Origin of the sequence: Mycobacterium sp. 23 (assembly GCF_048287075.1) — a bacterium.
Classification (GTDB): domain Bacteria; phylum Actinomycetota; class Actinomycetes; order Mycobacteriales; family Mycobacteriaceae; genus Mycobacterium; species Mycobacterium gordonae_B.
The window spans coordinates 1906800-1931493 of sequence record NZ_JBLVUX010000005.1 but is presented as its reverse complement, the minus strand read 5'-3'; the positions used below and the strand labels follow the sequence as shown (position 1 = coordinate 1931493).

At 67.7% G+C, this 24694-nt stretch carries 24 protein-coding genes; 17 read left to right on the top strand and 7 right to left on the bottom strand.

Annotation, left to right across the window (positions count from 1 at the left end; translation table 11 throughout):
* Window positions 1-35: 35 nt before the first annotated feature.
* Window positions 36-695, bottom strand: coding sequence for a PE family protein (locus ACNQS7_RS09765; RefSeq protein ID WP_418012402.1), 660 nt, complete (start codon window positions 693-695; stop codon window positions 36-38).
* 141 nt (window positions 696-836) lie between these two features.
* Entirely contained in the window at window positions 837-1373 is a 537-nt protein-coding gene (locus ACNQS7_RS09760; RefSeq protein ID WP_418012401.1) for a restriction endonuclease, read from the bottom strand.
* 320 nt (window positions 1374-1693) lie between these two features.
* On the opposite strand from ACNQS7_RS09760, the gene ACNQS7_RS09755 reads away from it, so the two are divergent.
* On the top strand, window positions 1694-2104 hold the full coding sequence (locus ACNQS7_RS09755) for a DUF3349 domain-containing protein (RefSeq protein WP_231752323.1): 411 nt from the start codon (window positions 1694-1696) through the stop codon (window positions 2102-2104).
* A gap of 16 nt (window positions 2105-2120) precedes the next feature.
* On the opposite strand, the gene ACNQS7_RS09750 is transcribed toward ACNQS7_RS09755, so the two are convergent.
* Both ACNQS7_RS09750 and ACNQS7_RS09745 read right to left on the bottom strand, forming a co-directional pair.
* Entirely contained in the window at window positions 2121-3161 is a 1041-nt protein-coding gene (locus tag ACNQS7_RS09750; protein ID WP_418012400.1) for an NAD(P)-dependent alcohol dehydrogenase, read from the bottom strand.
* 87 nt (window positions 3162-3248) lie between these two features.
* Complete coding sequence (locus ACNQS7_RS09745) at window positions 3249-4331, bottom strand: iron-siderophore ABC transporter substrate-binding protein (RefSeq protein WP_418012399.1); 1083 nt, start codon at window positions 4329-4331, stop codon at window positions 3249-3251.
* A 177-nt stretch (window positions 4332-4508) separates the two neighbouring features.
* Between ACNQS7_RS09745 and ctaD the strand changes: the two genes are divergently transcribed.
* The 15 genes from ctaD to ACNQS7_RS09670 all read left to right on the top strand — a co-directional run bounded on the left by ctaD (window position 4509) and on the right by ACNQS7_RS09670 (window position 20493).
* Complete coding sequence (gene ctaD / locus ACNQS7_RS09740) at window positions 4509-6254, top strand: cytochrome c oxidase subunit I (RefSeq protein ID WP_418012398.1); 1746 nt, start codon at window positions 4509-4511, stop codon at window positions 6252-6254.
* A gap of 15 nt (window positions 6255-6269) precedes the next feature.
* Window positions 6270-7517 (top strand): phosphoserine phosphatase SerB, encoded by a 1248-nt coding sequence (gene serB, locus ACNQS7_RS09735; protein ID WP_418012397.1) that lies wholly within the window; start codon window positions 6270-6272, stop codon window positions 7515-7517.
* Between the two features lie 134 nt (window positions 7518-7651).
* On the top strand, window positions 7652-7996 hold the full coding sequence (locus ACNQS7_RS09730; RefSeq protein WP_310785117.1) for a metalloregulator ArsR/SmtB family transcription factor: 345 nt from the start codon (window positions 7652-7654) through the stop codon (window positions 7994-7996).
* Between the two features lie 6 nt (window positions 7997-8002).
* Window positions 8003-8482: an NADH-quinone oxidoreductase subunit B family protein gene (locus ACNQS7_RS09725; RefSeq protein ID WP_418012396.1), complete on the top strand. Its 480-nt coding sequence runs from the start codon at window positions 8003-8005 to the stop codon at window positions 8480-8482.
* Between the two features lie 50 nt (window positions 8483-8532).
* On the top strand, window positions 8533-10449 hold the full coding sequence (locus ACNQS7_RS09720) for a proton-conducting transporter membrane subunit (protein WP_418015951.1): 1917 nt from the start codon (window positions 8533-8535) through the stop codon (window positions 10447-10449).
* A 5-nt stretch (window positions 10450-10454) separates the two neighbouring features.
* Window positions 10455-11405: a respiratory chain complex I subunit 1 family protein gene (locus ACNQS7_RS09715; RefSeq protein ID WP_418012395.1), complete on the top strand. Its 951-nt coding sequence runs from the start codon at window positions 10455-10457 to the stop codon at window positions 11403-11405.
* Window positions 11406-11409: 4 nt separating this feature from the next.
* Complete coding sequence (locus ACNQS7_RS09710) at window positions 11410-12072, top strand: hypothetical protein (protein WP_418012394.1); 663 nt, start codon at window positions 11410-11412, stop codon at window positions 12070-12072.
* Window positions 12072-13553 (top strand): proton-conducting transporter membrane subunit, encoded by a 1482-nt coding sequence (locus tag ACNQS7_RS09705; protein ID WP_418012393.1) that lies wholly within the window; start codon window positions 12072-12074, stop codon window positions 13551-13553. Before ACNQS7_RS09710 ends, ACNQS7_RS09705 begins: the two co-directional genes overlap by 1 nt.
* A complete protein-coding gene (locus ACNQS7_RS09700) occupies window positions 13553-15010 on the top strand; it encodes an NADH-quinone oxidoreductase subunit C (RefSeq protein WP_418012392.1) in 1458 nt (485 codons plus the stop codon). Before ACNQS7_RS09705 ends, ACNQS7_RS09700 begins: the two co-directional genes overlap by 1 nt.
* 131 nt (window positions 15011-15141) lie before the next feature.
* Entirely contained in the window at window positions 15142-15984 is an 843-nt protein-coding gene (locus tag ACNQS7_RS09695; protein ID WP_055576421.1) for an ABC transporter ATP-binding protein, read from the top strand.
* On the top strand, window positions 15981-16799 hold the full coding sequence (locus ACNQS7_RS09690; RefSeq protein ID WP_418012391.1) for an NUDIX hydrolase: 819 nt from the start codon (window positions 15981-15983) through the stop codon (window positions 16797-16799). Before ACNQS7_RS09695 ends, ACNQS7_RS09690 begins: the two co-directional genes overlap by 4 nt.
* The gene (locus ACNQS7_RS09685; RefSeq protein WP_418012390.1) at window positions 16796-17563 is read left to right on the top strand and encodes an enoyl-CoA hydratase; all 768 of its coding nucleotides are present in this window, start codon (window positions 16796-16798) and stop codon (window positions 17561-17563) included. Before ACNQS7_RS09690 ends, ACNQS7_RS09685 begins: the two co-directional genes overlap by 4 nt.
* Before the next feature lie 10 nt (window positions 17564-17573).
* Window positions 17574-18548: a class I SAM-dependent methyltransferase gene (locus ACNQS7_RS09680; protein ID WP_418012389.1), complete on the top strand. Its 975-nt coding sequence runs from the start codon at window positions 17574-17576 to the stop codon at window positions 18546-18548.
* Window positions 18506-19726: a THUMP-like domain-containing protein gene (locus ACNQS7_RS09675; RefSeq protein WP_418015949.1), complete on the top strand. Its 1221-nt coding sequence runs from the start codon at window positions 18506-18508 to the stop codon at window positions 19724-19726. Before ACNQS7_RS09680 ends, ACNQS7_RS09675 begins: the two co-directional genes overlap by 43 nt.
* 83 nt (window positions 19727-19809) lie before the next feature.
* Window positions 19810-20493, top strand: coding sequence for an esterase (locus tag ACNQS7_RS09670; protein ID WP_418012388.1), 684 nt, complete (start codon window positions 19810-19812; stop codon window positions 20491-20493).
* Window positions 20494-20561: 68 nt separating this feature from the next.
* On the opposite strand, the gene ACNQS7_RS09665 is transcribed toward ACNQS7_RS09670, so the two are convergent.
* Window positions 20562-21836, bottom strand: a complete 1275-nt coding sequence (locus ACNQS7_RS09665) for a PQQ-binding-like beta-propeller repeat protein (protein WP_418015948.1) — start codon at window positions 21834-21836, stop codon at window positions 20562-20564.
* Between the two features lie 30 nt (window positions 21837-21866).
* Here ACNQS7_RS09665 and ACNQS7_RS09660 point away from each other — a divergent pair, with 30 nt between their 5' ends.
* Window positions 21867-22604, top strand: a complete 738-nt coding sequence (locus tag ACNQS7_RS09660; protein ID WP_310785136.1) for an acyltransferase — start codon at window positions 21867-21869, stop codon at window positions 22602-22604.
* A 105-nt stretch (window positions 22605-22709) separates the two neighbouring features.
* On the opposite strand, the gene ACNQS7_RS09655 is transcribed toward ACNQS7_RS09660, so the two are convergent.
* The gene (locus ACNQS7_RS09655; protein WP_418012387.1) at window positions 22710-23255 is read right to left on the bottom strand and encodes a DUF4333 domain-containing protein; all 546 of its coding nucleotides are present in this window, start codon (window positions 23253-23255) and stop codon (window positions 22710-22712) included.
* A 92-nt stretch (window positions 23256-23347) separates the two neighbouring features.
* Entirely contained in the window at window positions 23348-24682 is a 1335-nt protein-coding gene (locus ACNQS7_RS09650; protein ID WP_418012386.1) for a cryptochrome/photolyase family protein, read from the bottom strand.
* Window positions 24683-24694: the final 12 nt, after the last annotated feature.

The following is a 24694-nucleotide window of genomic DNA, read 5'->3' as shown; positions in this document are numbered from 1 at the left end:
CTGCTGCGACCGTCGGGCGCGCGCCAGCTAGCTTGCTACAGAAACGCACCGAATGTAATGAGATGCGCAAGCAGTAGCGGAAAGAACGGCGCCATAAGCGCTTGGTAGAGAGTTGGATACACCTCGTAAATCGGGCTGATCACGTCGATCCAGAGGCGCAACAGGGGGCCGGAGACATAAAGACCGGCAACCAGCGGTCCACCTATCAGGAACAACGGTAGTGCGCTGTACAGATAGCCCGGGTCGGTGAGGTAGAGCTGATTTAGTTGCCCCGCCAGGCCCGGTAACGAACTGCCGATAAATCCTATGCGGCGCACTGCCTCGCCCAAGTAGTAGAAAATGGTCGACGGGTCCGCGGCTGCCGTGGCGATCGTGTTCGTCACGGCAGTGACGGGTTGCAGCAGCGACGCGACGTTGGCCGCCTCGGCGAGGGCATACGAGCCCGCACTGGCGGTCAAGTGCTCCACGAACTGCTGATGAAATGTCGCCGCCTGCGCGGCGAGCTTCTGATAGTCCTCGGCATGACCAGAGAACAGGTGCGCGATGCTCGCCGACACCTCGTCGGCGGCCGCCGGCAGCAACGATTGGGTCGAGGATGCCGCCGTTAGATGGGCGGCATCGAGCGATGAAGCAATAGCGCCTAGATCCGTTGCCGCCGCGGCTATCTGTTCTGGCGCCGCGATTACCTGCCCCATTTCACTGCCCCTGCTCGTCGGACATTGGCAAACCGACGCGCAATGGTCGGTCGCACACCAACTAGCCTTGCAAGCAACGACTGGCCTGGCCTAAGTATTCGACTACCTAATCGGGCTGGCGCGGGCGCTGGAACCGCACTGTCAGGCGAGGTGACCGACCGGCTGCGGCACCCAGGTCTGCAGAACCTTCCGGCCGATCAACTGGCAGCCGTGGGTGCGCGCCAATTGTTTTGCGGCTGAGGTGAATTCCTGGTTGCTGACGACGATGCTGCGGGTGCAGCCGTGGTGGCGCGCGCCGGCCACCACTTCCTGGACGGCCGCGACGCCCACCGGTTTGGCGTACCGCTTGCACTGCACCGCCACATACCGGCCGTCTTTTTCGGCGATCAGGTCGACGCCGTAGTCGCCGACGGGCGGGGTGAACGTGACCTGCCAGCCCGCCCGGCCGAGGCGGGCGGCGACGTAGCTCTCGAACTCGGCACCGTCCATCGCGTCGATGTCTCGCAGACTCGTGACGCGTTCCGCGCGGCGCGGCCACTTCCGGTTGGCAAGCCACCCGACCAGCACCACGCACAGCAGCGCAAGGTAGAACGCCAGAACGCCGGCCGCCAGGCTGTGCCTGAGGATGCCGGCGACCACCGCGACAACCAATGGGATGGCAAGCAGGGCTGCCGTCATGCTGGGGTCATCGCGAAAACCGTGCGCACCAGGCGAGGATAGTGAAGCCCGCCGACAAGCCGGTCCCGGCTCGCACGTGTCAGGAACGACTTGCGGCCGGCTTCACCGGGATGAAGCCCCAATTCTCGAACCGGGCGTCACGGCCATGCTGGCTTCTCGAGCCGCTACCGGCCGGCTAATCGGGTCAATGCCGCTGCCGATATCGCCGACTGCGTACAACCCGGCCGCCACGTGTGCGCGTCGTGAACGAAGCGTGAATTGTCTGCTCAGCACGCCTTCGCAAGTGGCGTGCTCGACGTCGGTTTCGGGACACTGGGCGGGTGACGAAAGACCGTAACGATGGCGCCCACCCCAACTTCTTTCGCTCGGTGATCCGCTGGCTGCAGGCCGGCTATCCCGAAGGCGTGCCCGGGCCCGATCGGGTCCCGCTGTTCGCCCTGCTGCGCAGCACGCCTCTGACGTCCGACCAGCTCAAGGAAGTCATCGACAATCTCACCGCCAAGGGGTCGCCCGCGGTGGCTGACGGCGTGATCGACGGCAACGAGATCGCCGAACAGATCGCGGAATTGACCCACCACGACCCCGGCCCGGAAAACGTCCGGCGGGTGGCCGCCACGCTCGCCGCCGCCGGTTGGCCGCTGGCCGGCATCGACGTCAGCGAGGTGATCCCCGGGGACGAGGACGGCGAAGCGGCCGAAGAGGTGGCGGCGCGGCTGCGCGCCGCCCTTTGACGTTTACCGGGGTCGCTTACAAAGTCGAGATGTCGATGACGAAGCGGTAGCGCACGTCGCTGGCCAGCACCCGCTCGTAGGCCTCGTTGACGTAATCGGCTTCGATGACCTCGATTTCGGGCGTCACGTTGTGTTCGGCGCAGAAGTCGAGCATCTCCTGGGTCTCCGCGATCCCGCCGATGTTCGAACCGGACAGGCTGCGTCGTGCCGCCGCCAATGCGAACGCATGCACCTCCATGGGGTGCTCGGGAATGCCAAGCTCCACCATGGTGCCGTCGACGTCGAGCAGGTTCATGTACTGCCCGAGGTCGAGGTTCGCCGAGACAGTGTTGAGGATCAGGTCGAAGCTGCCGCGCAGCTTCTTGAAGGTGTCCGGGTCGGCGGTCGCGTAGTAATTGCTTGCGCCCAAACGCAATCCGTCTTCCATCTTCTTCAAGGACTGCGACAGCACGCTCACCTGGCAGCCCATCGCGGCGCCCAGCTTGACGCCCATGTGGCCCAGGCCGCCCAATCCGACGATGGCCAGCCGGGTGTCCTTCCCGGCTTTCCAATGCCGCAGCGGGGAGAACAGCGTGATGCCGGCGCACAGCAGCGGCGCCGCGGCGTCCAGTGGCAGCGACTCGGGGATGTGCACGACGAAGTTCTCGTCCACCACGACCGCTTGGCTGTAGCCGCCCTGGGTGGGGGTGCCGTCCTTGTCGGTGGAGTTGTAGGTGAAGGTGGCGCCTTTCTTGCAGTACTGCTCGAGGCCGGCCTTACAGCTGCTGCACTGACCGCAGGAGTTCACCATGCAGCCGACGCCGACGTGGTCGCCGACCTTGTGCTTGGTGACCTCGGAGCCGACGGCGGTGACCACGCCGGCGATCTCGTGGCCGGGCACCACCGGGTAGTTCGGTACGCCCCATTCGGCTTTGACGGTGTGGATGTCGGAGTGGCAGATTCCGGCGAACTTGATGTCGATGGCCACATCGTGCGGGCCGGGTTCGCGGCGTTCGATCGTGGTCTTGCTCAGCGGTTCGGTTGCCGACGTGGCGGCGTATGCGGAAACGGTGCTCATCATCATCCTCTGCGTCTGGTTGCTCTATAAAGGTTAGCTAAGGTAACGGTCTGCCCGCCAATCGCGGCGGCGTTGCGCTGGTCACTCTCAGTTGATCGGCGCGTTGATCCAACGCAGATCATTAACGATGCCCCGGGCGGCGATCATTCCCTCACCGGTCTGCCAGATCTCGTCGTTGACGATGAAGATCCGGTTGTCGCGGTTGGCGCCGAGCCGGCGCCAGGGGCCGCTGTCCAGGACAGTGGCCGCGCGGTCGGCGGCCGCGGGCCCGGCACACGACACATAGATGATGTCGGCGTCGGCAGCCGAGAAGTCGGGGTTTCTGGCCAGGTCGGTGTCGGTGGTGCCGAACTCCAGGTAGGGCTTGTCGGTGAACCGCTGCGCCGCGGGACGGTCCACGCCGACGGCGCTCAAGACGCTGGCGGGGAAGTTGTTGGACCCGTAGACGCGCAGCGTGCTCGTGGTCAGCTGCACCACCGACACCTGGAAGTGGGGCGCATCGTGCTTGGCGCCGATATCGGTCGCGCGCTGCCGAAAGCCGTTGATCAGCGCGTCGGCGGCGGCACCGCGCGAGGTAGCGGCGCCGACCCCGCGCAGATTGTCCTCCCAGGCAGGACCCGGGGCCGCGGTGAACACGGTCGGCGCGATCGCGGCGAGCTGCGGATACAGCGCCGGCGTCAGCGCCAAAGAGCCGAGGATCAGGTCCGGGTGGGCCGCCGCGACGGCCTTCAGATCCGGGGCGTTGCGCGGGCCGGCACCCGGCGCGTCGTGAATCACCTTGCCCAGGTAGGACGGCTGACTCGACGATCCGTCGGGCAGTGCCGCGGCGACGACCCGGGATTGCAGGCCGAGCGCGCACAGCGAGTCGAGCTGATCTCCGGAGAGGACCACGATCCGCTGGGGGTCGGCCGGCACCTGAACCTCGGCGGGGCCGGCCCCTGCCACATTGCGGGCGGGCCGCGGGGGACCGGGGTCGGGCGCGGCGGCATCCCGGGCGCACGACTCGTCGGGCTTGCGGTCGTTACCGAGCACCCCGGCGCCGGCGATCTGGGTGGTCGGCGTGACCAGTGACGACGTGGCCGCGGGTTTGTCCGAACCGCATGCGGATGTCAGGACCAGCGCGGCCGCCGCCACGGCGCTCAGACTGGTTCGGAAGCCGCCGGATTGCACGCGTCCGACGGTAACATCCGGCCTGCTCAGACCCCGCCGGTCGGGCGACTCGCGGGCGGGTGCCGAATCAAATACGACAGTTTGTAGGACCAGGCCTACCGGCAGGCTGAACGCGGGCTAAGATTCCACTCAGCACTGTATGTGCGCCCCTGTCCGGATGGATGTTTGGAGGATCTGTTGACAGCCGAAGCGCCCCCACGGGGAGAACTCGAGGCAGTCCGTCCCTACCCGGCTCGCACCGGACCCAGGGGCAACCTGATCTACAAGCTGATCACGACGACCGATCACAAGCTGATCGGCATCATGTACTGCGTCGTCTGCTTCATGTTCTTCTTCATCGGCGGCCTGCTGGCGTTGCTGATGAGAACCGAGCTGGCCGTTCCTGGCCTGCAGTTCCTGTCGAACGAGCAGTACAACCAGCTTTTCACCATGCACGGCGGCATCATGCTGCTGTTCTATGCCACCCCGATCGTGTTCGGCTTCGCCAACCTGGTGCTGCCGCTGCAGATCGGTGCGCCCGACGTGGCTTTCCCCCGGTTGAACGCGTTCTCGTTCTGGCTCTTCCTGTTCGGTGGGTTGATCGTGGCCGCCGGTTTCATCACCCCGGGCGGGGCCGCCGACTTCGGCTGGACCTTTTACACACCGCTCAGCGACGCCGTCCACACGCCCGGCGCGGGCGCGGACCTGTGGATCATGGGCATCATCGTCGGTGGTCTGGGCACCATCCTGGGCGCGGTCAACATGATCACCACCGTGGTGTGCATGCGCGCGCCGGGAATGACGATGTTCCGGATGCCGATCTTCACTTGGAACATCCTGGTGACCTCGGTGCTGGTGCTGATCGCCTTCCCGCTGCTGACCGCAGCTCTGTTCGGGCTGGCCGCCGACCGCCACCTGGGCGCGCACATTTACGACCCTGCCAACGGCGGGGTGTTGCTGTTCCAGCATCTGTTCTGGTTCTTCGGCCATCCGGAGGTCTACATCCTGGCGCTGCCGTTCTTCGGCGTCGTTTCGGAGATCTTCCCGGTGTTCTCGCGTAAGCCGATCTTCGGTTACACCACGCTGGTCTACGCGACGTTGTCCATCGCCGCGCTGTCGGTCGCCGTGTGGGCGCACCACATGTTCGCGACCGGTGCCGTGCTGCTGCCGTTCTTCTCGTTCATGACCTTCCTGATCGCGGTCCCGACCGGCATCAAGTTCTTCAACTGGGTTGGCACGATGTGGAAGGGGCAGTTGACGTTCGAGACGCCGATGCTGTTCTCGGTCGGTTTCGCGGTGACGTTCCTGCTCGGCGGTCTCAGCGGTGTGCTGCTGGCCAGCCCGCCGCTGGACTTTCACGTCACCGACAGCTACTTCGTGATCGCGCACTTCCACTACGTGCTGTTCGGCACCATCGTGTTCTCGACCTACGCGGGGATCTACTTCTGGTTCCCGAAGATGACCGGACGGCTGCTCGACGAGCGGCTGGGCAAGGTGCACTTCTGGTTGACGTTCATCGGGTTCCACACCACGTTCCTGGTGCAGCACTGGGTGGGCGACCAGGGCATGCCGCGTCGATACGCCGACTACCTGCCGACCGACAATTTCACCACGCTGAACATCATCTCCACCGTCGGCGCATACATCCTGGGCGTTTCAGTCCTGCCGTTCGTCTGGAACATCTTCAAGAGCTGGCGCTACGGCGAGGTGGTCACCGTCGACGACCCGTGGGGGTACGGCAACTCGCTGGAGTGGGCGACGAGCTGCCCGCCGCCGCGGCACAACTTCACCGAGCTGCCCCGGATCCGTTCGGAGCGCCCGGCTTTCGAGCTGCACTACCCGCACATGGTCGAGCGGCTGCGCGCCGAGGCCCATGTCGGGCGCAGTCACGGTCCCTCCGACGGCGATGTCACCAGAGCGGACGACGTCAGCGTCCGCACCTGATGACGGCCGGCGCGGGTGAGTAAGTCACCCCGGGTGTCGGTGCTGATCACGGTTACCGGCGTCGACCAACCCGGTGTGACGTCTGCACTGTTCGGCGTTCTCGCCCGGCACAAGGTTGAGCTACTCAACGTCGAACAGGTCGTGATACGCCGGCGACTGACGCTGGGCGTGTTGGTGTCCTGCCCGCTGGACCCGTCCGGCGGCGACCTCGAAGGCACCGCGTTGCGCGAGGACGTCGAAGCCGCGATCCGCGAGGTCGGGCTGGACGTCACGATCGAGCGCAGCGACGACCTGCCGGTCATCCGGGAGCCCTCGACCCACACCATCGTCGTGCTCGGCCGCCCAATCACCGCCGGTGCCTTCGGCGCGGTAGCCAGGGAAGTGGCCAAGCTGGGCGTCAACATCGACTTCATCCGCGGTGTCTCCGACTACCCGGTCACCGGGCTGGAGTTGCGGGTGTCGGTGCCGCCCGGCGCGTACGGCCCGCTGCAGAGCGCGCTGACCAAGGTCGCCGCCGACGAGCAGGTCGATGTGGCGCTCGAGGACTACGGTCTGGAATGGCGCACCAAGCGGCTGATTGTGTTCGACGTGGATTCGACGCTGGTGCAGGGCGAGGTCATCGAGATGCTGGCGGCCCGCGCCGGCGCCGAAGGCAAAGTCGCGGCGATCACCGAGGCCGCGATGCGCGGTGAACTGGACTTCGCGGAGTCCCTGGAACAGCGGGTGGCCACCTTGGCCGGCCTGCCCGCCTCGGTGATCGACGACGTCGCCGAGCAGCTGGAGCTGATGCCGGGCGCCCGGACCACGCTGCGGACGTTGCAGCGGTTGGGTTTTCGTTGCGGAGTGGTCTCCGGCGGGTTCCGGCGCATCATCGAGCCGCTGGCCGAGGAACTCAAGCTGGACTTCGTCGCCGCCAACGAGCTGGAGATCGTCGACGGCACCCTGACCGGGCGAGTGGTGGGAACGATCGTCGATCGGGCCGGCAAAGCCACCGCGCTGCGGGCTTTCGCCGCGCAGTACGGGGTACCGATGGAGCAGACCGTCGCGGTCGGCGACGGGGCCAACGACATCGACATGCTGGCGGCGGCGGGCATGGGTATCGCGTTCAACGCCAAGCCCGCGCTGCGTGAGGTTGCCGACGCTTCGCTGAGCCATCCGTACCTGGACACCGTGTTGTTTTTGCTGGGGGTGACCCGCGGCGAGATCGAAGCCGCCGACGCGGTCGACGGCGTGGTGCGCCGCGTCGAGATTCCTGCCGAATAGAGCTGCGCGAGCAGACACAAACCCGCGTCGGAGCGCGCGTTCCAGTGCGAGTTTCCGTCTGCTCGCGGTGCAGAGATGACCATCACCTGATAAATTCTTCAATTGTTAAATTGATGAATCCTTAGCGAGGTTAGGTGTCGGAGCCGCTGTACAAGTTGAAGGCCGAGTTCTTCAAGACGCTGGGGCACCCGGCGCGGGTCCGCATCCTGGAGCTGCTGTCGGAACGCGACCACACGGTCGCCGAACTCCTGCCCGAGGTCGGCCTGGAGTCCTCGAACCTGTCCCAGCAACTCGCGGTGCTGCGGCGGGCCGGGGTAGTGACGGCGCGCAAGGACGGCAACACGGTCATCTACTCGATCACCTCGCCGCTGATCGCCGAGCTGATGGCGGTCGCCCGACGGGTGCTGACCGGAATGCTGACCGGCCAGGTCGCCATGCTCGAGGACCTGCGCGCCGACGTCCCCACGGCTCGGCGGTAAGCGCCGATGAGCTGGATCGGCAGGATACTGCGTCTGGGCCGGGTTGCCGAACCCGCGGGCGAGCGGCCCGCATCGGGCGTCGCGCCGCCGACCGGCGTGTCCGGCTCGTTGCAGGTGCGCCACGTCGACGCGGGTTCGTGCAACGGCTGTGAAGTGGAGATCTCCGGGGTATTCGGCCCGGTGTACGACGCAGAACGGTTCGGCGCCCGGCTGGTCGCGTCGCCCCGGCATGCCGACGCGTTGTTGGTCACCGGCGTGGTGACCCGAAACATGGCGCAGCCGTTGCGCAATACCGTGGCAGCCACGCCGTTGCCCCGGGTGGTGATCGCCTGCGGGGACTGTGCGCTCAACCGCGGCGTGTTCGGTGACGCCTACGGGGTAGTCGGTGCGGTCGGTGACGTGATACCCGTCGACGTCGAGATCCCCGGTTGCCCGCCGTCACCCGATCAGGTGGTGGCGGCCCTGAGATCGGTGACGGGCAGGTGACGGCGACCCTGGCGCCCGCGGCTGCACCGGAGGACCTGCGCCGCAACGGTATCGGCGCAGCGTTGAGCGGGGTTGCGACCGCGGTGACCGGTATCGCAGGTGCGGGTTTGGGCGTGGCGGCCGTATTCGGTTCGTTGCCAACAGTGTGGCTGCCCTGGCTGCTGCCGCTGAGCGGTGTGGAACTCAGCGTCAACCGGTTGGGCGGGTTCTTCATGGCGTTGACCGGGGCGGTGGCCGTAGTCGTCGGCATTTACAGCATCGGATACCTGCACCGCGAGCGACTCGGCGTCGTCGCGCAGGTCACACTGCCGATGTTTGTCGCTGCGATGCTGCTGGTGCCCGCCGCCGGTTCGGTGAGCACCTTCCTGCTGGCCTGGGAACTGATGGCGGTCACCTCGTTGATCCTGCTGGCCTCCGGTCATGCCCGCGCCGAAGTACGCTCCGCCGCAGTGTATTACGCGGTGATGACGCAGCTGGGTTTCGCGGCGATAATGGTTGGTCTGATGGTGGCGGCCGCGGCGGCGGGCACCGACCGGTTCGCCGGCATCGCCGGTGTGCAAGCAGGGACGCGCAACGCGGTCTTCCTGTTGACGCTGCTGGGATTCGGCTCCAAAGCCGGCCTACTGCCGCTGCATGCGTGGTTGCCGCGCGCCCATCCGGAAGCGCCGAGTCCGGTTTCGGCGTTGATGAGTGCCGCCATGGTCAACCTCGGCATATACGGGATCATCAGGATTGACCTGCAGTTGCTGGGACCTGGCCCCCGGTGGTGGGGAGTCACGTTGCTCGGCATCGGGGCCGTCTCGGCCGTATACGGGGTGCTGCAGGCCTCGGTGGCCGCGGATCTCAAACGGCTGCTCGGGTATTCGACGATCGAGAACATGGGGCTGGTCATCCTGGCACTGGGCGCCGCCACTCTGCTGTCGGCTTGCGGCGCGGTTGCGGCCGCAGTGATCGCGATGACGGCGGCGCTGCTGCACCTGATCGCCCACGCCGCGTTCAAGAGCCTCGGGTTCATGGCCGCCGGTTCGGTGTTGGTGGCCACCGGTGAACGCGACCTCGACCGGATGGGTGGACTGGCCCGGCGGATGCCCCTCACAACAACGCTTTTCGGGATGGCCGCGCTCGGCGCGTCGGGGTTGCCGCTGGGCGCGGGATTCGTCAGCGAATGGCTGTTGGTGCAGTCGCTGATTCACGCACGGCCGGAACACAATTCGCTGCTCGGACTGGTGACACCGGTCGGCGTCGGCGCCGTGGCACTGACCACGGGGCTGGGTGTGGCGGCGATGGTCAAGGCATTCGGCACCGGCTTCCTGGCGCGAGCGCGCTCCGAGGGTGCCGAGCGGGCGCGCGAGGCGCCGGCCAGCATGATCATCGGCATGGCCGGTGCGGCCGTCGGCTGTGTCGTCCTGGCGGTGCTGCCATCGGTCGTCACCGCAGCCCTGCAATCGGTGCTGCCCAGCGTGCCGGCCGCCCGCGACGCCGATCTCCGTGGACTCGGTATCGTGTTGCGGCTGACCGGGATTCACGGCTCTATGTCGCCCGCCCTGCTGGCTGCGGCACTGGCCGGCGCGGTGCTGGTCGTCGTGGCGCTGGCCAGCTGGGGCGCACGGCACCGCCCCGAGCCGGTGACATCGCCGTTGTGGGCCTGCGGCGCAGACGGTCTGACGCCTCGGATGCAGTACACCGCAACATCATTCGCGCAACCGTTGCAACGGGTTTTCGATGACGTGCTGCGCCCGGATAGCGGTATCGAGGTGACGCACCTGGAGGAGACCCGTTACCACGTCGCGCGGATCGCCTACCGCACCAACGTCTCGGACGCCGTCGAAGACCGGGTCTACGCGCCGGTGCTGCGCACGGTCGCGAGGTGTGCACAGGCGGTCCGCCGGGCGCACAACGGGAGTGTGCATCTGTACCTGGCCTACGGCGTGCTCGGTGTGTTGATCGTTCTGGTGGTGGCGCGGTGAACGTCATGTCAGCGGTTGCCGGTGCGGCCCAGATCGGCGGTGTCATGGTGGGCGCACCGCTGATACTGGGGTTGATGCGCCAGGTCCGGGCCCGCTCGGAGGGGCGGTGCGGCGCGGGCGTTCTGCAGCCGTGGCGCGATCTGCGTAAGCAGCTGCGCAAGCAGCAGGTCACGCCGTCGGGCACCACGCTGGTCTTCGCGGTCGCGCCGGTTCTGCTCGCGGCCACCACGTTGCTGATCGCCGCGATCGTGCCGCTGGTGGCAACCGGCTCGCCGCTGGACCCTGTCGCCGACCTGTTCGCTGTGGTGGGTCTGCTCTTCCTGGGCACGGTGGCCCTGACGTTGGCGGGCATCGACACCGGCACGTCCTTCGGTGGCATGGGCGCCAGCCGCGAGATCACCATTGCCGCGCTGGTGGAGCCGACGATTCTGCTCGCCGTCTTTGCGCTGTCCATTCCCGCCCGCTCGGCCAACTTGGGCGCGATCGTCGGGTTCACCCTGGCCAACCCGGGCGAGGTGGTGTCGCTGGCGGGAATCCTGGCTTTCGTCGCGCTGGTGATCGTCGTGATCGCCGAAACCGGGCGATTGCCGGTGGACAATCCCGCCACGCACCTGGAATTGACCATGGTGCACGAGGCGATGGTGCTCGAATATGCCGGGCCCAAGCTGGCACTCGTCGAGTGGGCGAGCGCGATGCGCCTGACGGTGCTCCTGGCGTTGCTTGCGAATCTGTTTCTGCCGTGGGGGATTGCCGGCGATCAGCCCACCGCGCTCGGCGTCGGCATCGGCATAATCGCCATCAGCATCAAAGTCGCCCTTGCCGCCGTCGTTCTGGCCGGCGCTGAGGTGTTCATCGCCAAGTTGCGGCTCTTCCGCGTGCCGGAGTTGCTGGCCGGGTCTTTTCTGCTTGCTCTGCTCGCGGTGAGCTCAGCGAACTTCTTTGCGGCGCAGGGGTGATGCGATGACCAATCTCGACTATGCGGGAGTGCTCGATCTGGCGCCCGGTGGACTGGTGCTGACGGCGGTGCTGATCGTGTGGCGCCGCGACCTGCGTTCGATCGCGCGGTTGCTGGCGCTGCAGGGCGTGGCCCTGGCCGCGATTCCGGTCATTCTCGGTGTGCACGGCCGGGATTGGGAGCTGGTCGGCGTAGGGGCGGCCCTGTTCGTGCTGCGCGGCATAGTGCTGCCCGGATTGCTCGCGCATGCGCTGGGCGCCGAGGAACGCCAACAGCGCGAGGCCACACCGTTGGTCAACACCACCGCATCGCTGCTGATCGCCGCGGCGCTCACGGTGGTCGCCCTGGCGGTCACCCGCCCGGTGGTCGACCTGGACCCCGGCGCCGCCGTCAGTGTGGTCCCCGCGGGGCTGGCGGTGGTGTTGATCGCGATGTTCGTGATGGTCACTCGGCGCCACGCCATTTCTCAGGCCGCGGGTTTTCTGATGTTGGACAACGGGATTGCGGCCACCGCCTTCCTGTTGACGGCGGGGGTGCCACTGATCGTCGAACTCGGCGCGTCGCTGGATGTTCTGTTCGCCCTGATCGTGCTGGGGGTGCTGACCGGCCGATTGCGGCGCATGCTCGGCGGCGCCGACCTGGACCGGCTGCAGAGATTGCGGGATTGATGACAGGATCGATCACAGCGGGCCTGATTCTGGCGCCGATACTCGCGCCCGCGGTAGCCGCGATCGTCGCGCTGGCCGGTGGGTGGCGACGCTGGACCACGGCGCTCACCGTGGTGTCCGCGTTGGTTGTGCTGGGATCCGCAGCGGCACTGGGCGTCACGACCGGCGCCCAGCCGCGGCTGGCGCTGGGCGGGGTGTTGCGCACCGACGCGCTCTCGGTCACGATGCTGATCGTCATCGGCGTCGTCGGCACCCTGGCGACCTGGGCGAGCATCGGCTATATCGACGCCGAACTGGCTCACGGCCACACCGATCGGCGCGACGCCCGCTTGTACGGCGCCCTGACTCCGGCGTTCCTGGCGGCGATGGCGGTCGCGGTGTCGGCCAACAACATCGGGGTGATCTGGGTGGCCGTCGAAGCCACCACAGTGGTCACTGCGTTCCTGGTTGGCCACCGTCGCACCGCGACCGCGCTGGAAGCCACCTGGAAGTACGTGGTGATCTGTTCAGTGGGCATCGCCGTCGCGTTCCTGGGCACGGTCTTGTTGTACTTCGCCGCGCGTCATGCCGGCGCCGACGGGGCGAGCGCGCTGAACCTCGATGTCCTCGGCTCGCGCGCCGCACATCTGGACCCGGCAGTCACCCGGCTCGCCGGCGGGCTGCTGCTGATCGGGTACGGCGCGAAGGTCGGGCTGGTGCCGTTCCACGGGTGGCTGGCCGATGCGCACAGCCAGGCGCCGGCGCCGGTTTCGGCGCTGATGAGCGGAGTGCTGCTCTCCGTTGCCTTTTCGGTGCTGATCCGGCTGCGGACGATCATCGACGCCGCCGTAGGGCCAGGCTTCCTGCGGGCCGGACTGCTGACGGTGGGACTGGCCACCGTATTGATCGCCGCGCTATTGCTGACTGTCGCAACCGATCTCAAGCGGATGCTGGCCTACTCATCAATGGAGAACATGGGATTGATCGCGGTGGCGGCGGCCGTGGGCACCAAGCTGGCGATCGCGGCGCTGCTGTTGCACGTGCTGGCGCACGGCGTCGGTAAGACGGTGCTGTTCCTGGCCGGTGGGCAGTTGCAGGCCGCGCACGGCTCGACGGTGATCGACGACATCAGCGCCGTGCTGTCCCGCTCGCGCTTGATAGGCGTGTCATTCGCCGCTGGAGTTGTTGTCCTGCTTGGCTTGCCGCCGTTCGCCATGTTCGCCAGCGAGATCTCCATCGCGCGGTCGCTGGCGGACGCCCGGTTGTCCTGGGTGCTCGGCGCCGCGCTGCTGCTGATGGTCGTGGCGTTCGCGGCCCTGGTCAGCAACTCCCGGCGCATTCTGCTGGGAACGCCGGACGAGCATGCGCCGCCCATTGCGGTACCCACCGCGGTGGCAGGTGCTCTGGTGTGCGGCGTGGTGGCGTCGCTGGTGCTCGGTGTGACGGCGGGTCCGTTGACGGGATTGTTCAGTGCGGCCGCCAGCCAGTTCGGAGCCGGGTGATGGAGCGGCGTGAGGTCACCGGCGACGAACTCGCCCACGCGGTAGGGGAGTTGCTGGACAACGGGTTTCGCTTGGCGTTGGTGGCGGCTCACGATGACGGCGATGCGGTCCGGGTCGTGTATCTGCTCCTGGCCGGCGCGCCGGACCGCCGCGTCGAGCTCATCCTGACGACCGACGCAACCAGCCCGTCGGTGCCGTCGCTGGGGCATCTGTCGATTCCCGCGGGCCGCTTCGAGCGGGAGATGATGGACCTCTACGGGGTGAAGCCGGTCGGCCATCCGCAGCTGCGGCGGTTGGTCAGCCACGCGCACTGGCCGCAGGACTGGCATCCGATGCGGCGTGATGCCGGGCGGCCGCCGGAATTCGCTACGGTCGGCGCATTTCCGTTCGTGACCGTCGACGGCACCGGGGTCTACGAGATCCCGGTCGGACCGGTGCATGCCGGTCTGATCGAGCCCGGACACTTCCGGTTCTCGGTGATCGGTGAATCGGTGCTGCGGCTTAAGGCGCGACTGTGGTTCGTGCACAGGGGAATTGAAAAGCTCTTCGAAGGCCGGGCGGTCGCAGACGGTGTCGAGTTGGCCGAGCGGATAAGTGGCGACAGCGCCGCTGCTCACGCGCTTGCATACTGTCTGGCCGTGGAGGACGCGCTCGGCGTCGAAGTACCCGAGCCGGTGCACCGGTTGCGGGCCCTGCTGGTCGAACTCGAACGGCTCTACAACCACGCCACCGACCTGGGTGCACTCGCTAACGATGTCGGCTTCGCACTGGCCAACGCGCATGCTCAGCGGGTCCGCGAGTCGGTGCTGCGGATCAATCGTCGCCTCACCGGACACCGGCTGCTGCGTGGCGGGATACGGCCGGGAGGCGTTGTGCTCCAACAGCTCCCGGATCCCGCGGAATTGCGGGTGCTGGCCGCCGAGATTGCGGAGATCAGCGAGCTGACACTGGGCAACCCGGTGATCTACGACCGGTTCGCAGAGACCGCGGTGCTGCGTCGCGACGACGCCCGCGCCCTCGGTTGCCTGGGCTACGTCGCCCGCGCCAGCGGCATCAGCACCGACGCCCGCCGCGACCACCCGACTACCGACCTGCCGATCTCGACCGCGCACGGCGGCGAAGGCGACGTGCTGGCCCGCTACACGATGCGGCGCGACGAGTTCGCGGCGTCCACCGAGCTGATCGCGGCGTTGGTTGACCGGCACAGTGGGCCGTTGGAATATCGCGCACCGGTGCCCACGGCGGGGACCTCGGGAGTGGGGATCGTGGAAGGGTGGCGAGGCACCGTGGTCCACCGGGTCGAGGTGGACGCCGGGGTCGTCACCCGATGCAAGGTGGTCGACCCGTCCTGGTTCAACTGGCCCGCCCTGCCCGTCGCGATGGCGGACACGATCGTGCCGGACTTCCCGCTGGCCAATAAGAGCTTCAACCTCTCCTACGCCGGCAACGACCTCTGACTCGCGAACGGCCCCCCGCGAGCAGACGCAAAATCACCCGGGAGCGAATGCTCCACGGTGATTTTGCGTCTGCTCGCGAGGTAACGCGACCCGGCAGTGAAAGCGGGCACGCGGTACGGCACGATGGGCGGGTGCCCGAACCCGGCTCGCTCGAGGCCGATCCCGACCTGCTGATCGACTTCAGAAATGTGTCGCTGCGCCGCGGCGGTCGCACCCTGGTGGGCCCACTGGACTGGGCCGTCGAACTAGACGAACGCTGGGTGATCATCGGCCCAAACGGCGCAGGCAAGACCTCGCTACTGCGCATCGCGGCCGCCTCCGAGCACCCCACCAGCGGCACCGCCTTCGTGCTGGGGGAGCGGCTCGGCCGGGTCGACGTCAGCGAACTGCGGTCGCGGATCGGTCTGAGCTCCTCCTCGCTGGCACAGCGCATACCGTCCGACGAAGTCGTGCGCGACCTCGTGGTGTCGGCCGGCTACTCGGTGCTCGGTCGCTGGCGCGAGCAATACGAAGACGTCGACTACCGGCGCGCGGTCGACATGCTGGAAAGCCTGGGCGCCGAACATCTCGCCGAGCGCACCTACGGGACGCTGTCCGAAGGCGAACGCAAACGGGTGCTGATCGCGCGCGCGCTGATGACCGACCCGGAGCTGCTACTGCTCGACGAACCCGCGGCCGGCTTGGACCTGGGCGGCCGCGAGGAACTGGTGGCCCGGCTGGCCGATCTGGCCGCCGACCCCGACGCGCCGGCCCTGGTGCTGGTCACCCACCACGTCGAGGAAGTGCCACCGGGATTCAGCCATTGCCTGTTGCTGTCGGAGGGTCAGGCCGTCGCGTCGGGCCTGCTGCCCGACGTGCTGACCGCCGAGAACCTCTCCAAGGCGTTCGGACAGCGGATTGCGCTCGATGTGGTTGACGGCCGCTACTTCGCGCGCCGCGTGCGGACCCGTGCAGCTCATCGGAGAAGCTCATGAACGAACCGCAACTACCCCTGCCGGCCCGCCCGGCCGCCACCGTGATGCTGGTCCGCGACGCTCCCGGCGGCCTCAACATCTTCCTGATGCGACGGCACTCCGCGATGGAATTCGCACCGGGGGTCATCGTGTTTCCCGGTGGCGGGGTCGACGACCGCGACCGCAACGCCGATATCGCGTGGGCCGGCCCGCCGCCGGAGTGGTGGGCGCAGCGGTTCGGCATCGAGACCGACCTGGCGATCGCGCTGGTCTGCTCGGCGGCCCGCGAAACGTTCGAGGAATCGGGCGTGCTGTTCGCCGGACCGGCCGACGACCCCGACGGTATCGTCGGCGACGCCTCGGTCTACCGCGAGTCGCGGCACGCGCTGGCCGACCGCACGCTGTCCTTCGCCGACTTCCTGCGCCGAGAGAAGCTGGTGCTGCGCTCGGATCTGCTGCGGCCCTGGGCCAACTGGGTCACCCCGGAAGCCGAGCGCACGCGCCGCTACGACACCTACTTCTTCGTGGCGGCCCTGCCCGAGGGGCAGCGCGCCGACGGCGAGAACACCGAGTCCGACCTGTCCGGCTGGGCACTCCCGCAGGACGCCATCGCCGACTTCGAGGCCGGTCGCAATGTCCTGCTGCCGCCGACCTGGACCCAGCTGGACTCGCTGGCCGGCCGCAGCGTCGCCGAGGTGCTGGCCGTCGAACGCCAGATCGTGCCCATCCAGCCACTGCTGGAGAAGCGCGGCGACAACTGGGTCTTCGAGTTCTTCGACTCCGACCGCTACCACCGGGCGCGCGAGGCCGGCGGATCGATGCAGTGGCCGCTTTGAGTGAGTTCGTGAGCGTCGTGGTCAGCGACGGCTCCCAGGACGCCGGCCTGGCCATGCTGTTGCTGTCACGGCCACCTACCAACGCGATGACCCGGCAGGTCTACCGGGAGGTCGTCGCCGCGGCGGAGGAGTTGGGACGGCGCGACGACGTCGCCGCGGTGATCCTCTTCGGCGGGCACGAGATCTTCTCCGCCGGTGACGACATGCCCGAACTGCGGACATTGAACCCGGATGAGGCCGGCACCGCGGCCCGGGTGCGGCGCGAAGCCGTCGCCGCGGTCGCTGCGATCCCGAAGCCCACCGTGGCCGCGATCACCGGATACGCCCTGGGCGCCGGGCTCACACTGGCGCTGGCCGCCGACTGGCGGGTCGCCGGCGACAACGTGAAGTTCGGCGCCACCGAGATCCTGGCCGGCCTGGTGCCCGGAGGTGACGGCATGGCGCGCCTGACCCGCGCCGTCGGGCCGAGCAGGGCCAAAGAGCTGGTGTACAGCGGCCGGTTCTTCGATGCCGAGGAGGCGCTGGCGCTGGGCCTGATCGACGACATGGTGGCCCCCGACAACGTCTACGACGCCGCGGCGACGTGGGCGCGGCGCTTCCTGGACGGTCCGCGGCCGGCCCTGGCCGCCGCGAAAGCCGGCATCAACGCCGTGTACGAGGGTTCCCCGGCAGCCGAACGCCACGCCGCCGAAGATCGTCGCTACATCGAGGTTTTCGCCGCTGGTCAGGACGCTGACGCGAAAGCCGACAGCGACGGCGGTTAGGCTGCCCTGCATGACGAGGAGTTCTGAGATCCCCGCTTCCAACCCGCACGCCACCGCCGAGCAGGTGGAGGCGGCCCGGCACGACAGCAAGCTCGCCCAGGTGCTCTACCACGACTGGGAAGCCGAGAGCTACGACGACAAATGGTCGATCTCCTACGACCAGCGCTGCATCGACTACGCCCGCGGCCGCTTCGACGCGATCGTGCCCGACGAGGTGATCCGCGAGCTGCCGTACGACCGTGCGCTGGAACTCGGCTGCGGCACCGGCTTCTTCCTGCTCAACCTGATCCAGGCCGGGGTGGCGCGGCGCGGGTCCGTCACCGACCTGTCGCCCGGCATGGTCAAGGTCGCCACCCGCAACGGGCAGTCGCTGGGCCTGGACATCGACGGCCGGGTCGCCGACGCCGAGGGCATTCCGTACGACGACAACACCTTCGATCTGGTGGTCGGGCACGCCGTGCTGCACCACATTCCGGACGTCGAGCTGTCGCTGCGCGAGGTGCTGCGCGTGCTCAAGCCGGGCGGCCGGTTCGTGTTCGCCGGCGAGCCGACCACCGTCGGCAATGGCTACGCCCGGGCCCTGGCGGACCTGACATGGAACGTCACCATCCGCGCGGTGAAGCTGCCCGGGCTCGGGAGCTGGCGTCGCCCGCAGGAGGAGATCGACGAAAACTCGCGGGCCGCGGCCCTGGAATGGATCGTCGACCTGCACACCTTCGACCCCAAGGACCTAGAGCGGATGGCCGCCAACGCCGGCGCGGTCGACGTCAGAACCGCCAGCGAGGAGTTCACCGCCGCCATGCTCGGCTGGCCGGTCCGCACCTTCGAGTCGACGGTCCCGCCCGGAAAGCTGGGCTGGGGCTGGGCGAAGTTCGCCTTCAACGGCTGGAAGGCGCTGAGCTGGGTGGACGCCAACGTCTGGCGGCACGTCGCGCCGAAGGGCTGGTTCTACAACGTGATGGTCACCGGGGTCAAACCCTCCTGACGCTCTTCACCTGCGACGACGTCGGTTATCTGCGCTCGGAGTCGGGCACCGCGGCGCTGGCCGCCGTCGCCGAGTTCGAGTTGAGCGACACCACCCTGATCGCCGACATTGCCGCCGTGCGCCGGCGTTTCGGCGAGCGGGCTCCGGTGCTGGTGGAGACGACGCGGCTGCGTCGCCGGGCCGCCGACAAGCTCGGCGAACTGGGTGATGTGTCGCGGTGGCTGTTCACCGACGAAGCGCTGCAGCAGTCCACCGCCGCACGCGTCGCCCTGCACCGCGCGCGCCGGTTGGCCGGACGGGTCGTGCACGACGCGACCTGCTCGATCGGCACGGAACCGGCGGCCCTGCACGGCGTGGCCGAGCTGGTGATCGGCAGCGACATCGACCCGGTACGGCTGGCGATGGCGCGCCACAACCTGGGGCCCACGTCGGTTCTGTGCCGAGCCGATGCGCTGCATCCGGTCAGCCGCGACGCGGCCGTCATCGTCGATCCCGCGCGGCGCAGCGGCGGCCGACGCCGCTTCAGCCCGGCCGACTACCAGCCCGCCCTGGGCCCGTTGCTGCAGGCCTACCGTGGCCGGGACCTGGCGGTGAAGTGTTCTCCTGGAATCGATTTCGACGAACTCGGCCGACTCGGATTCGACGGGGAGATCGAGGTGACGTCTTACGGCGGCTCGGTCCGGGAGGCGTGTCTGTGGTCGGGCGCTCTGGCGGGAGCGCGCCGGCGCGCCAGCGTTTTGGACCGCGACGAACAGATCACCTCGGCCGATTCCGACGACTGCCCGGTCGGGCCGGCGGGCCGGTGGATCGTCGATCCCGACGGCGCCGTCGTCCGCGCCGGGCTGGTCCGGCACTACGGCGCCCGGCACGGATTGTGGCAACTCGACCCCGATATCGCCTACCTGTCCGGTGACCGGCTGCCGCCCGGAGTGCGTGGGTTCGAGGTCCTCGAGCAACTGGCCTTCGACGAACGGCGGTTGCGTCAGGCGCTGACGGCACTGGACTGTGGTGCAGCCGAAATCCTGGTGCGCGGCGTCCGGGTTGACCCTGACGCCCTGCGTCGGCGACTGCGGCTGCGGGGCGGTGCGGCGCTGTCGGTGGTGATCGCCCGGATCGGACGCAGCGGCGCGAAGAGCGCCAGCCATGCGGTGGCCTACGTTTGCCGTCCTTCTCGGTAACGCCGGGTACGCTGACGGCGATTACCTCATAGGGCGTACTCACGCCACTTTGGTGTGCAAGAACTGCAAGGACAGAAACGACGATGCGTTACCTGATAGCGGCCGTGATGTTGGCTGCTGCCGCCATGACGGGCTGGCCGGCCCATGCCGCACCGCCGTCGTGTGCGGCACTGGGTGGTTCGGTCGAGGCTGCGGAGAGCTGTCATATCCATCAATCCAGCGCCACCTACACGCTGGACATGACGTTTCCCGTCGACTATCCCGACCAGCAGGCGCTGACCGACTACATCACGCAGAACCGCGACGGCTTCGTCAACGTCGCGCAGAGTTCGGGCGGCCGGCGCGACCAGCCCTATCAGATGGACGCGACCAACGAACAACACAGCTCCGGACAGCCACCCCGCACCCGCAGCGTGGTGCTGAAGTTCTTCCAGGACCTCGGCGGAGCCCGCCCGTCCAACTGGTTCAAGGCGTTCAACTACAACCTGGGGACGAAACAGCCCATCACGTTCGACACGCTGTTCGCGCCCAACACCAACGCGCTGGACGCCATCTTCCCGATCGTCCAGCGCGAACTGGAACATCAGACCGGCCTGGGCGTGGCGATCTCGCTGGGCGCCGGCCATGACCCGACCAATTATCAGAACTTCGCCATCACCGACGACGCGCTGATCTTCTACTTCGCCCAGGGCGAGTTGCTGCCGTCCTTCGCCGGGGCCACTCAGGTCCAGGTGCCGCGGGCCTCGATCCCGCCGCTGGCGATCTAATGCCCGTTCACTCTGCGCCTGCGGCGACGAACTACGAGTAGCTCGCGCCATCAGCGCAGAGTCAACGGTCAGACTGGGTCGAAGGCATAGATCTGGCCGTCGCTGGTGGCGGCCACCACCCGCCGGTCCTTGCCCACCGCAACGCCCAGCGCCGACCCGGTGGCCGCCGGCAGCGGATAGCTGTTGACGGTGTGGCCGTCGCGCGGGTCGAAGACCAGCAGGGTCATGCCCGCGGCCACGGTGTAGCCGACGTCGCCGGCCACCGACGACGTCGAGAGTGGGGTGACGTCATCGCGTCGCCAGGCGGGTTCGGCATGGTCGCCTCTGTCGCGGAAGGCGGCCAGTCGGGTGTCGGGGCCGCCGCCGGAGACGATCAGCCCCTGCGGGGTGACGCTGGGCGGCGTCTGTGCCGTAAAGCCAAGCGGCACAGACCATTTCACCTTTCCGTCCGCGGCCTGCAAAGCCCACAGCCGTTGGTCGCGTCCGTTGACATAGACGGTGGTTCCGTCGGCCGACAAGACTGGACTGGCCAGCACCCCGGCACCGACGGCATCGCTGGTCCACTCGCGCGACAGCTGACCCCCGCGATACTTCAGGCCGATCAGCCCCGCGGCGGGCGCTCCCGGCTGCCAGACATTGACCACCACCGTCCCGCTCGTCGCCGAGAACGCGGGTGCGGCCGCTACCGGGCAACCCGCCCGCGCCGGCGCGCAATCGGCCAGCCCGCGGGTGGCATCGGCCGGGTCGACGCCGTCCACCAGGTCCAGTGCGGTGCCTACGACGGCGCCGCGGTGCGTGTCGAACACCAGCATCTGGCCCAGGTGCGTACTCACCAGCAGGTGGCCGTCGCCCAGGAACCGCGGAGTGGTCGGCATCCCGATCACCGGCTCCCGCCAGCGGGTCCACTGAGTCGGCGGGAATGAGATGATCGCCCCGGGCTGCCCGACGTAAAGGTTGTCGAAGCCGTCGAACAGCGGGCCACCGAAGCCGCCGCCCTGCACCAGCCGGGTGCACCAGCGTTGCCGGCCGTTATTGACTTCCCATTCCATGAACGAGCAGCCGCCGGGGGTCTGTGCGTTGAGCGCGAGGAAGCCGCGCGCTCCGAGCGCCGGTCCGGCCGCCAGGCTTCCCTTGGCCGAACGGGTCCATCGCAGCACCAGCTTGCCGGCCCCGGTGGTCGGGCTGTAGCTGCTGTTGGCCGCATCGCCGTACTGTGCCGGCCAGCCCAGCGCGGGCGCCGCGTCCACCCAGGAGTCGGTGTTGCCGCAACCGCCGAGCGCGAGGGTGAGGATGGTCACCAGGACAGGCGTCAGGAGACGTCGCGCGAGCACACGTGAGGGTATCGCGCGGCGCCTTGGGTAGGCTTGCGGCCCATGACGAGCATGTGGGGTGCTCCGCTCCATCGCAGGTGGCGCGGAGGGAGGCTCAGAGACCCGCGCCAGGCTAAATTCCTGACGCTGGCTTCGCTGAAATGGGTGCTGCGCAATAAGGCCTATACACCGTGGTATCTGGTGCGATATTGGCGGCTGCTGAAGTTCAAGCTGCAGAATCCGCACATCATCACCCGCGGCATGGTCTTCCTGGGCAAGGGCGTCGAGATCCACTGCACACCCGAGCTCGCGCAGCTGGAGATCGGGCGCTGGGTGCATATCGGGGACAAGAACACCATCCGGGCGCACGAGGGTTCGCTGCGGTTCGGCGACAAGGTCGTGCTGGGCCGCGACAACGTCATCAACTGCTACCTCGACATCGAGCTCGGCGACTCCGCGCTGATGGCCGACTGGTGCTACGTCTGCGACTTCGACCACCGGATGGACGACATCACGCTGCCCATCAAGGACCAGGGCATCATCAAGTCACCGGTGCGGATCGGGCCCGACACCTGGATCGGGGTGAAGGTGTCGGTGCTGCGGGGCACCGCAGTCGGGCGAGGTTGCGTGCTGGGTTCGCACGCGGTGGTCCGCGGCGTGATCCCGGACTATTCGATTGCGGTCGGCGCGCCGGCCAAGGTGGTCAAGAACCGCAAGTTGTCCTGGGAGACCTCGGCGGCGCAACGTGCCGAACTTGCTGCCGCGCTGGCTGACATCGAACGCAAGAAGGCCGCTCAATAGGGAAGGCTCGCTGACGGCCGCGACACTGACAGCACGCACACGACACACCGACGCGGGTGTACACAGCCTCAATCTCGACGGCCACGACGTGACGGTGACAACGGCTTACTCGGGGTGGTCATCGACCTTGAAGTCGAAGTTGACGTCGCCGCCGACCACCTCGGTGACGGTGACGTTGATGCCGTACTTGGAGCTGCCGTCGGTGAGTTGGCAGCGCAGCGTGGCGCCCTCGACCCCCTTCAGGTTGTCCGGGCAGGTCACCGCATCCGGCCGCTGACCGACCTGTTGGTAGAGCTTGTCGCTGATGATGTGGGCCACCTGGTCCTTGTCGACCGTCTCGACCATGTCGAATTTGACATCCTTGCCTTCGACGCTGGTGACGGTGACGTTGACGTTGTAGGTCTCGTCCTTGACTTTCATTTCGCAGTTCGTCTGCGCGCCCACCTTGGCCGGCAGGTCGTCCGGGCAGCTCACCGAGCTGGGCTTGTTGCCCTTCGCGTCGGTCATCTTGGTGATGATCTGGCCGGCGACGTCCTTCTTGCTGACCGTCTTGGGACCCGACGATCCGACCGAGCACGAGCAGGCCCCAGCGCTGGCCATCAGGCCGACGGCGGCCCCCGAGACCAACAGCGTCCGAACGAACCGAGCCATAGCGCCTCCCTGGCGTGTGCAGAACGTTGAGTCGGGGAGATGATTGCACGCCGAACAAAATCTGGGAAGCAATCCGGCGAAACGGTCTCTCGTCAGCTGATGTCGCGGTAGCGGCGCAAGGCCTCGGTCCGCTCGGCGGCGTGGTCGACGATCGGTTCCGGATACCCGTCCGGCCGCTGCCCCTTCGAGAGATGGACATCGTCGGTGTCCTTCAATTCGGGGACCCAACGACGAATGTAATCCCCTGCGGGATCGAACTTTTCGCCCTGCTTCGTCGGATTGAACACCCGGAAGTAGGGCGCCGCGTCGGTGCCGCAACCGGCGCTCCACTGCCAGCCGTGTTGATTATTGGCCATGTCGCCGTCCACCAGTTGCTCCAGAAACCAGCGGGCTCCCCACTGCCACGGCAAGTGCAGGTCTTTGACCAGGAAGGAGGCGACGATCATGCGCACCCGGTTGTGCATGAACCCGGTCTCGCGCAGTTGGCGCATCCCGGCGTCCACGAACGGATAGCCGGTCTCACCCGCCTTCCAGGCCTCGAACCGCTGTTTCGCCTGGGCGTCGGTGTCGGTCTCGATGGCGTCGAAATCGCGGTTCCAATTCCACCAGACGCTGTGCGGCCAGTGATGCACGACCGCGGCGTAGAAATCGCGGAATGCCAACTCCCGCAAGTAGGCCGAGTCGCCCTGGCGCCGTCGGTTGAGGTCGGCGACCATGGTTCGGGGGTGGATGGTGCCGAACTTGAGGTGCGCCGACATCCGGCTGGTGCCCGGCAGATCCGGCCGGTTGCGGTCGTCGGCGTAGCCTTTGACCCCGTCCTCGAGGAATGTCGCCCACTGCGAAAGTGCCGCTGCCTCACCGGCCGCGAGATCCAGCTCGACGCCGGGATCGGGGGCCTTCACCTGTTTACGGTTCTTGACCTCCGACGGGTCCAGCCAGCTCGCGGAATCGGCGCCGGTCGCGGCGGGGGAGCGCCAACCGGTTTCGCGCCACCTGCCGAAGAAGGGTGTGAACACCTTGTACGGGGTGCCGTCGTCCTTGGTGACCCGACCGGGCGAGACCAGGTACGGCGAGCCGGTGGCGACCAGCGGGACCGAGCCCAGCTCGTCGCGCACCAGCTCGTCGCGGCGCCGCCCGAACGGCGTGAAGTCCTCGGAGATGTGCACCGACGACGCGTCAATCGCTTTGGCCAGGGTGGGGATTCGCTCTTCGGGACGTCCGCGGGTCACCAGCAGCCGGCCGCCCAGATCGTCGTTCAGCCCGCGCAGTGAGTCGCCCAGAAACTGCAGGCGCCGTGGGCCCGACGAGGCTTCCAGCCGCGGATCGAGAACGAAACAGGCCAGCACCTCATCGTTCTCCGCGGCAGCCGCAAGCGCCGGATGATCCCCCAGACGCAGGTCGCGTCGAAACCACAACAATGCCTTCATTTTTCGTTCCCC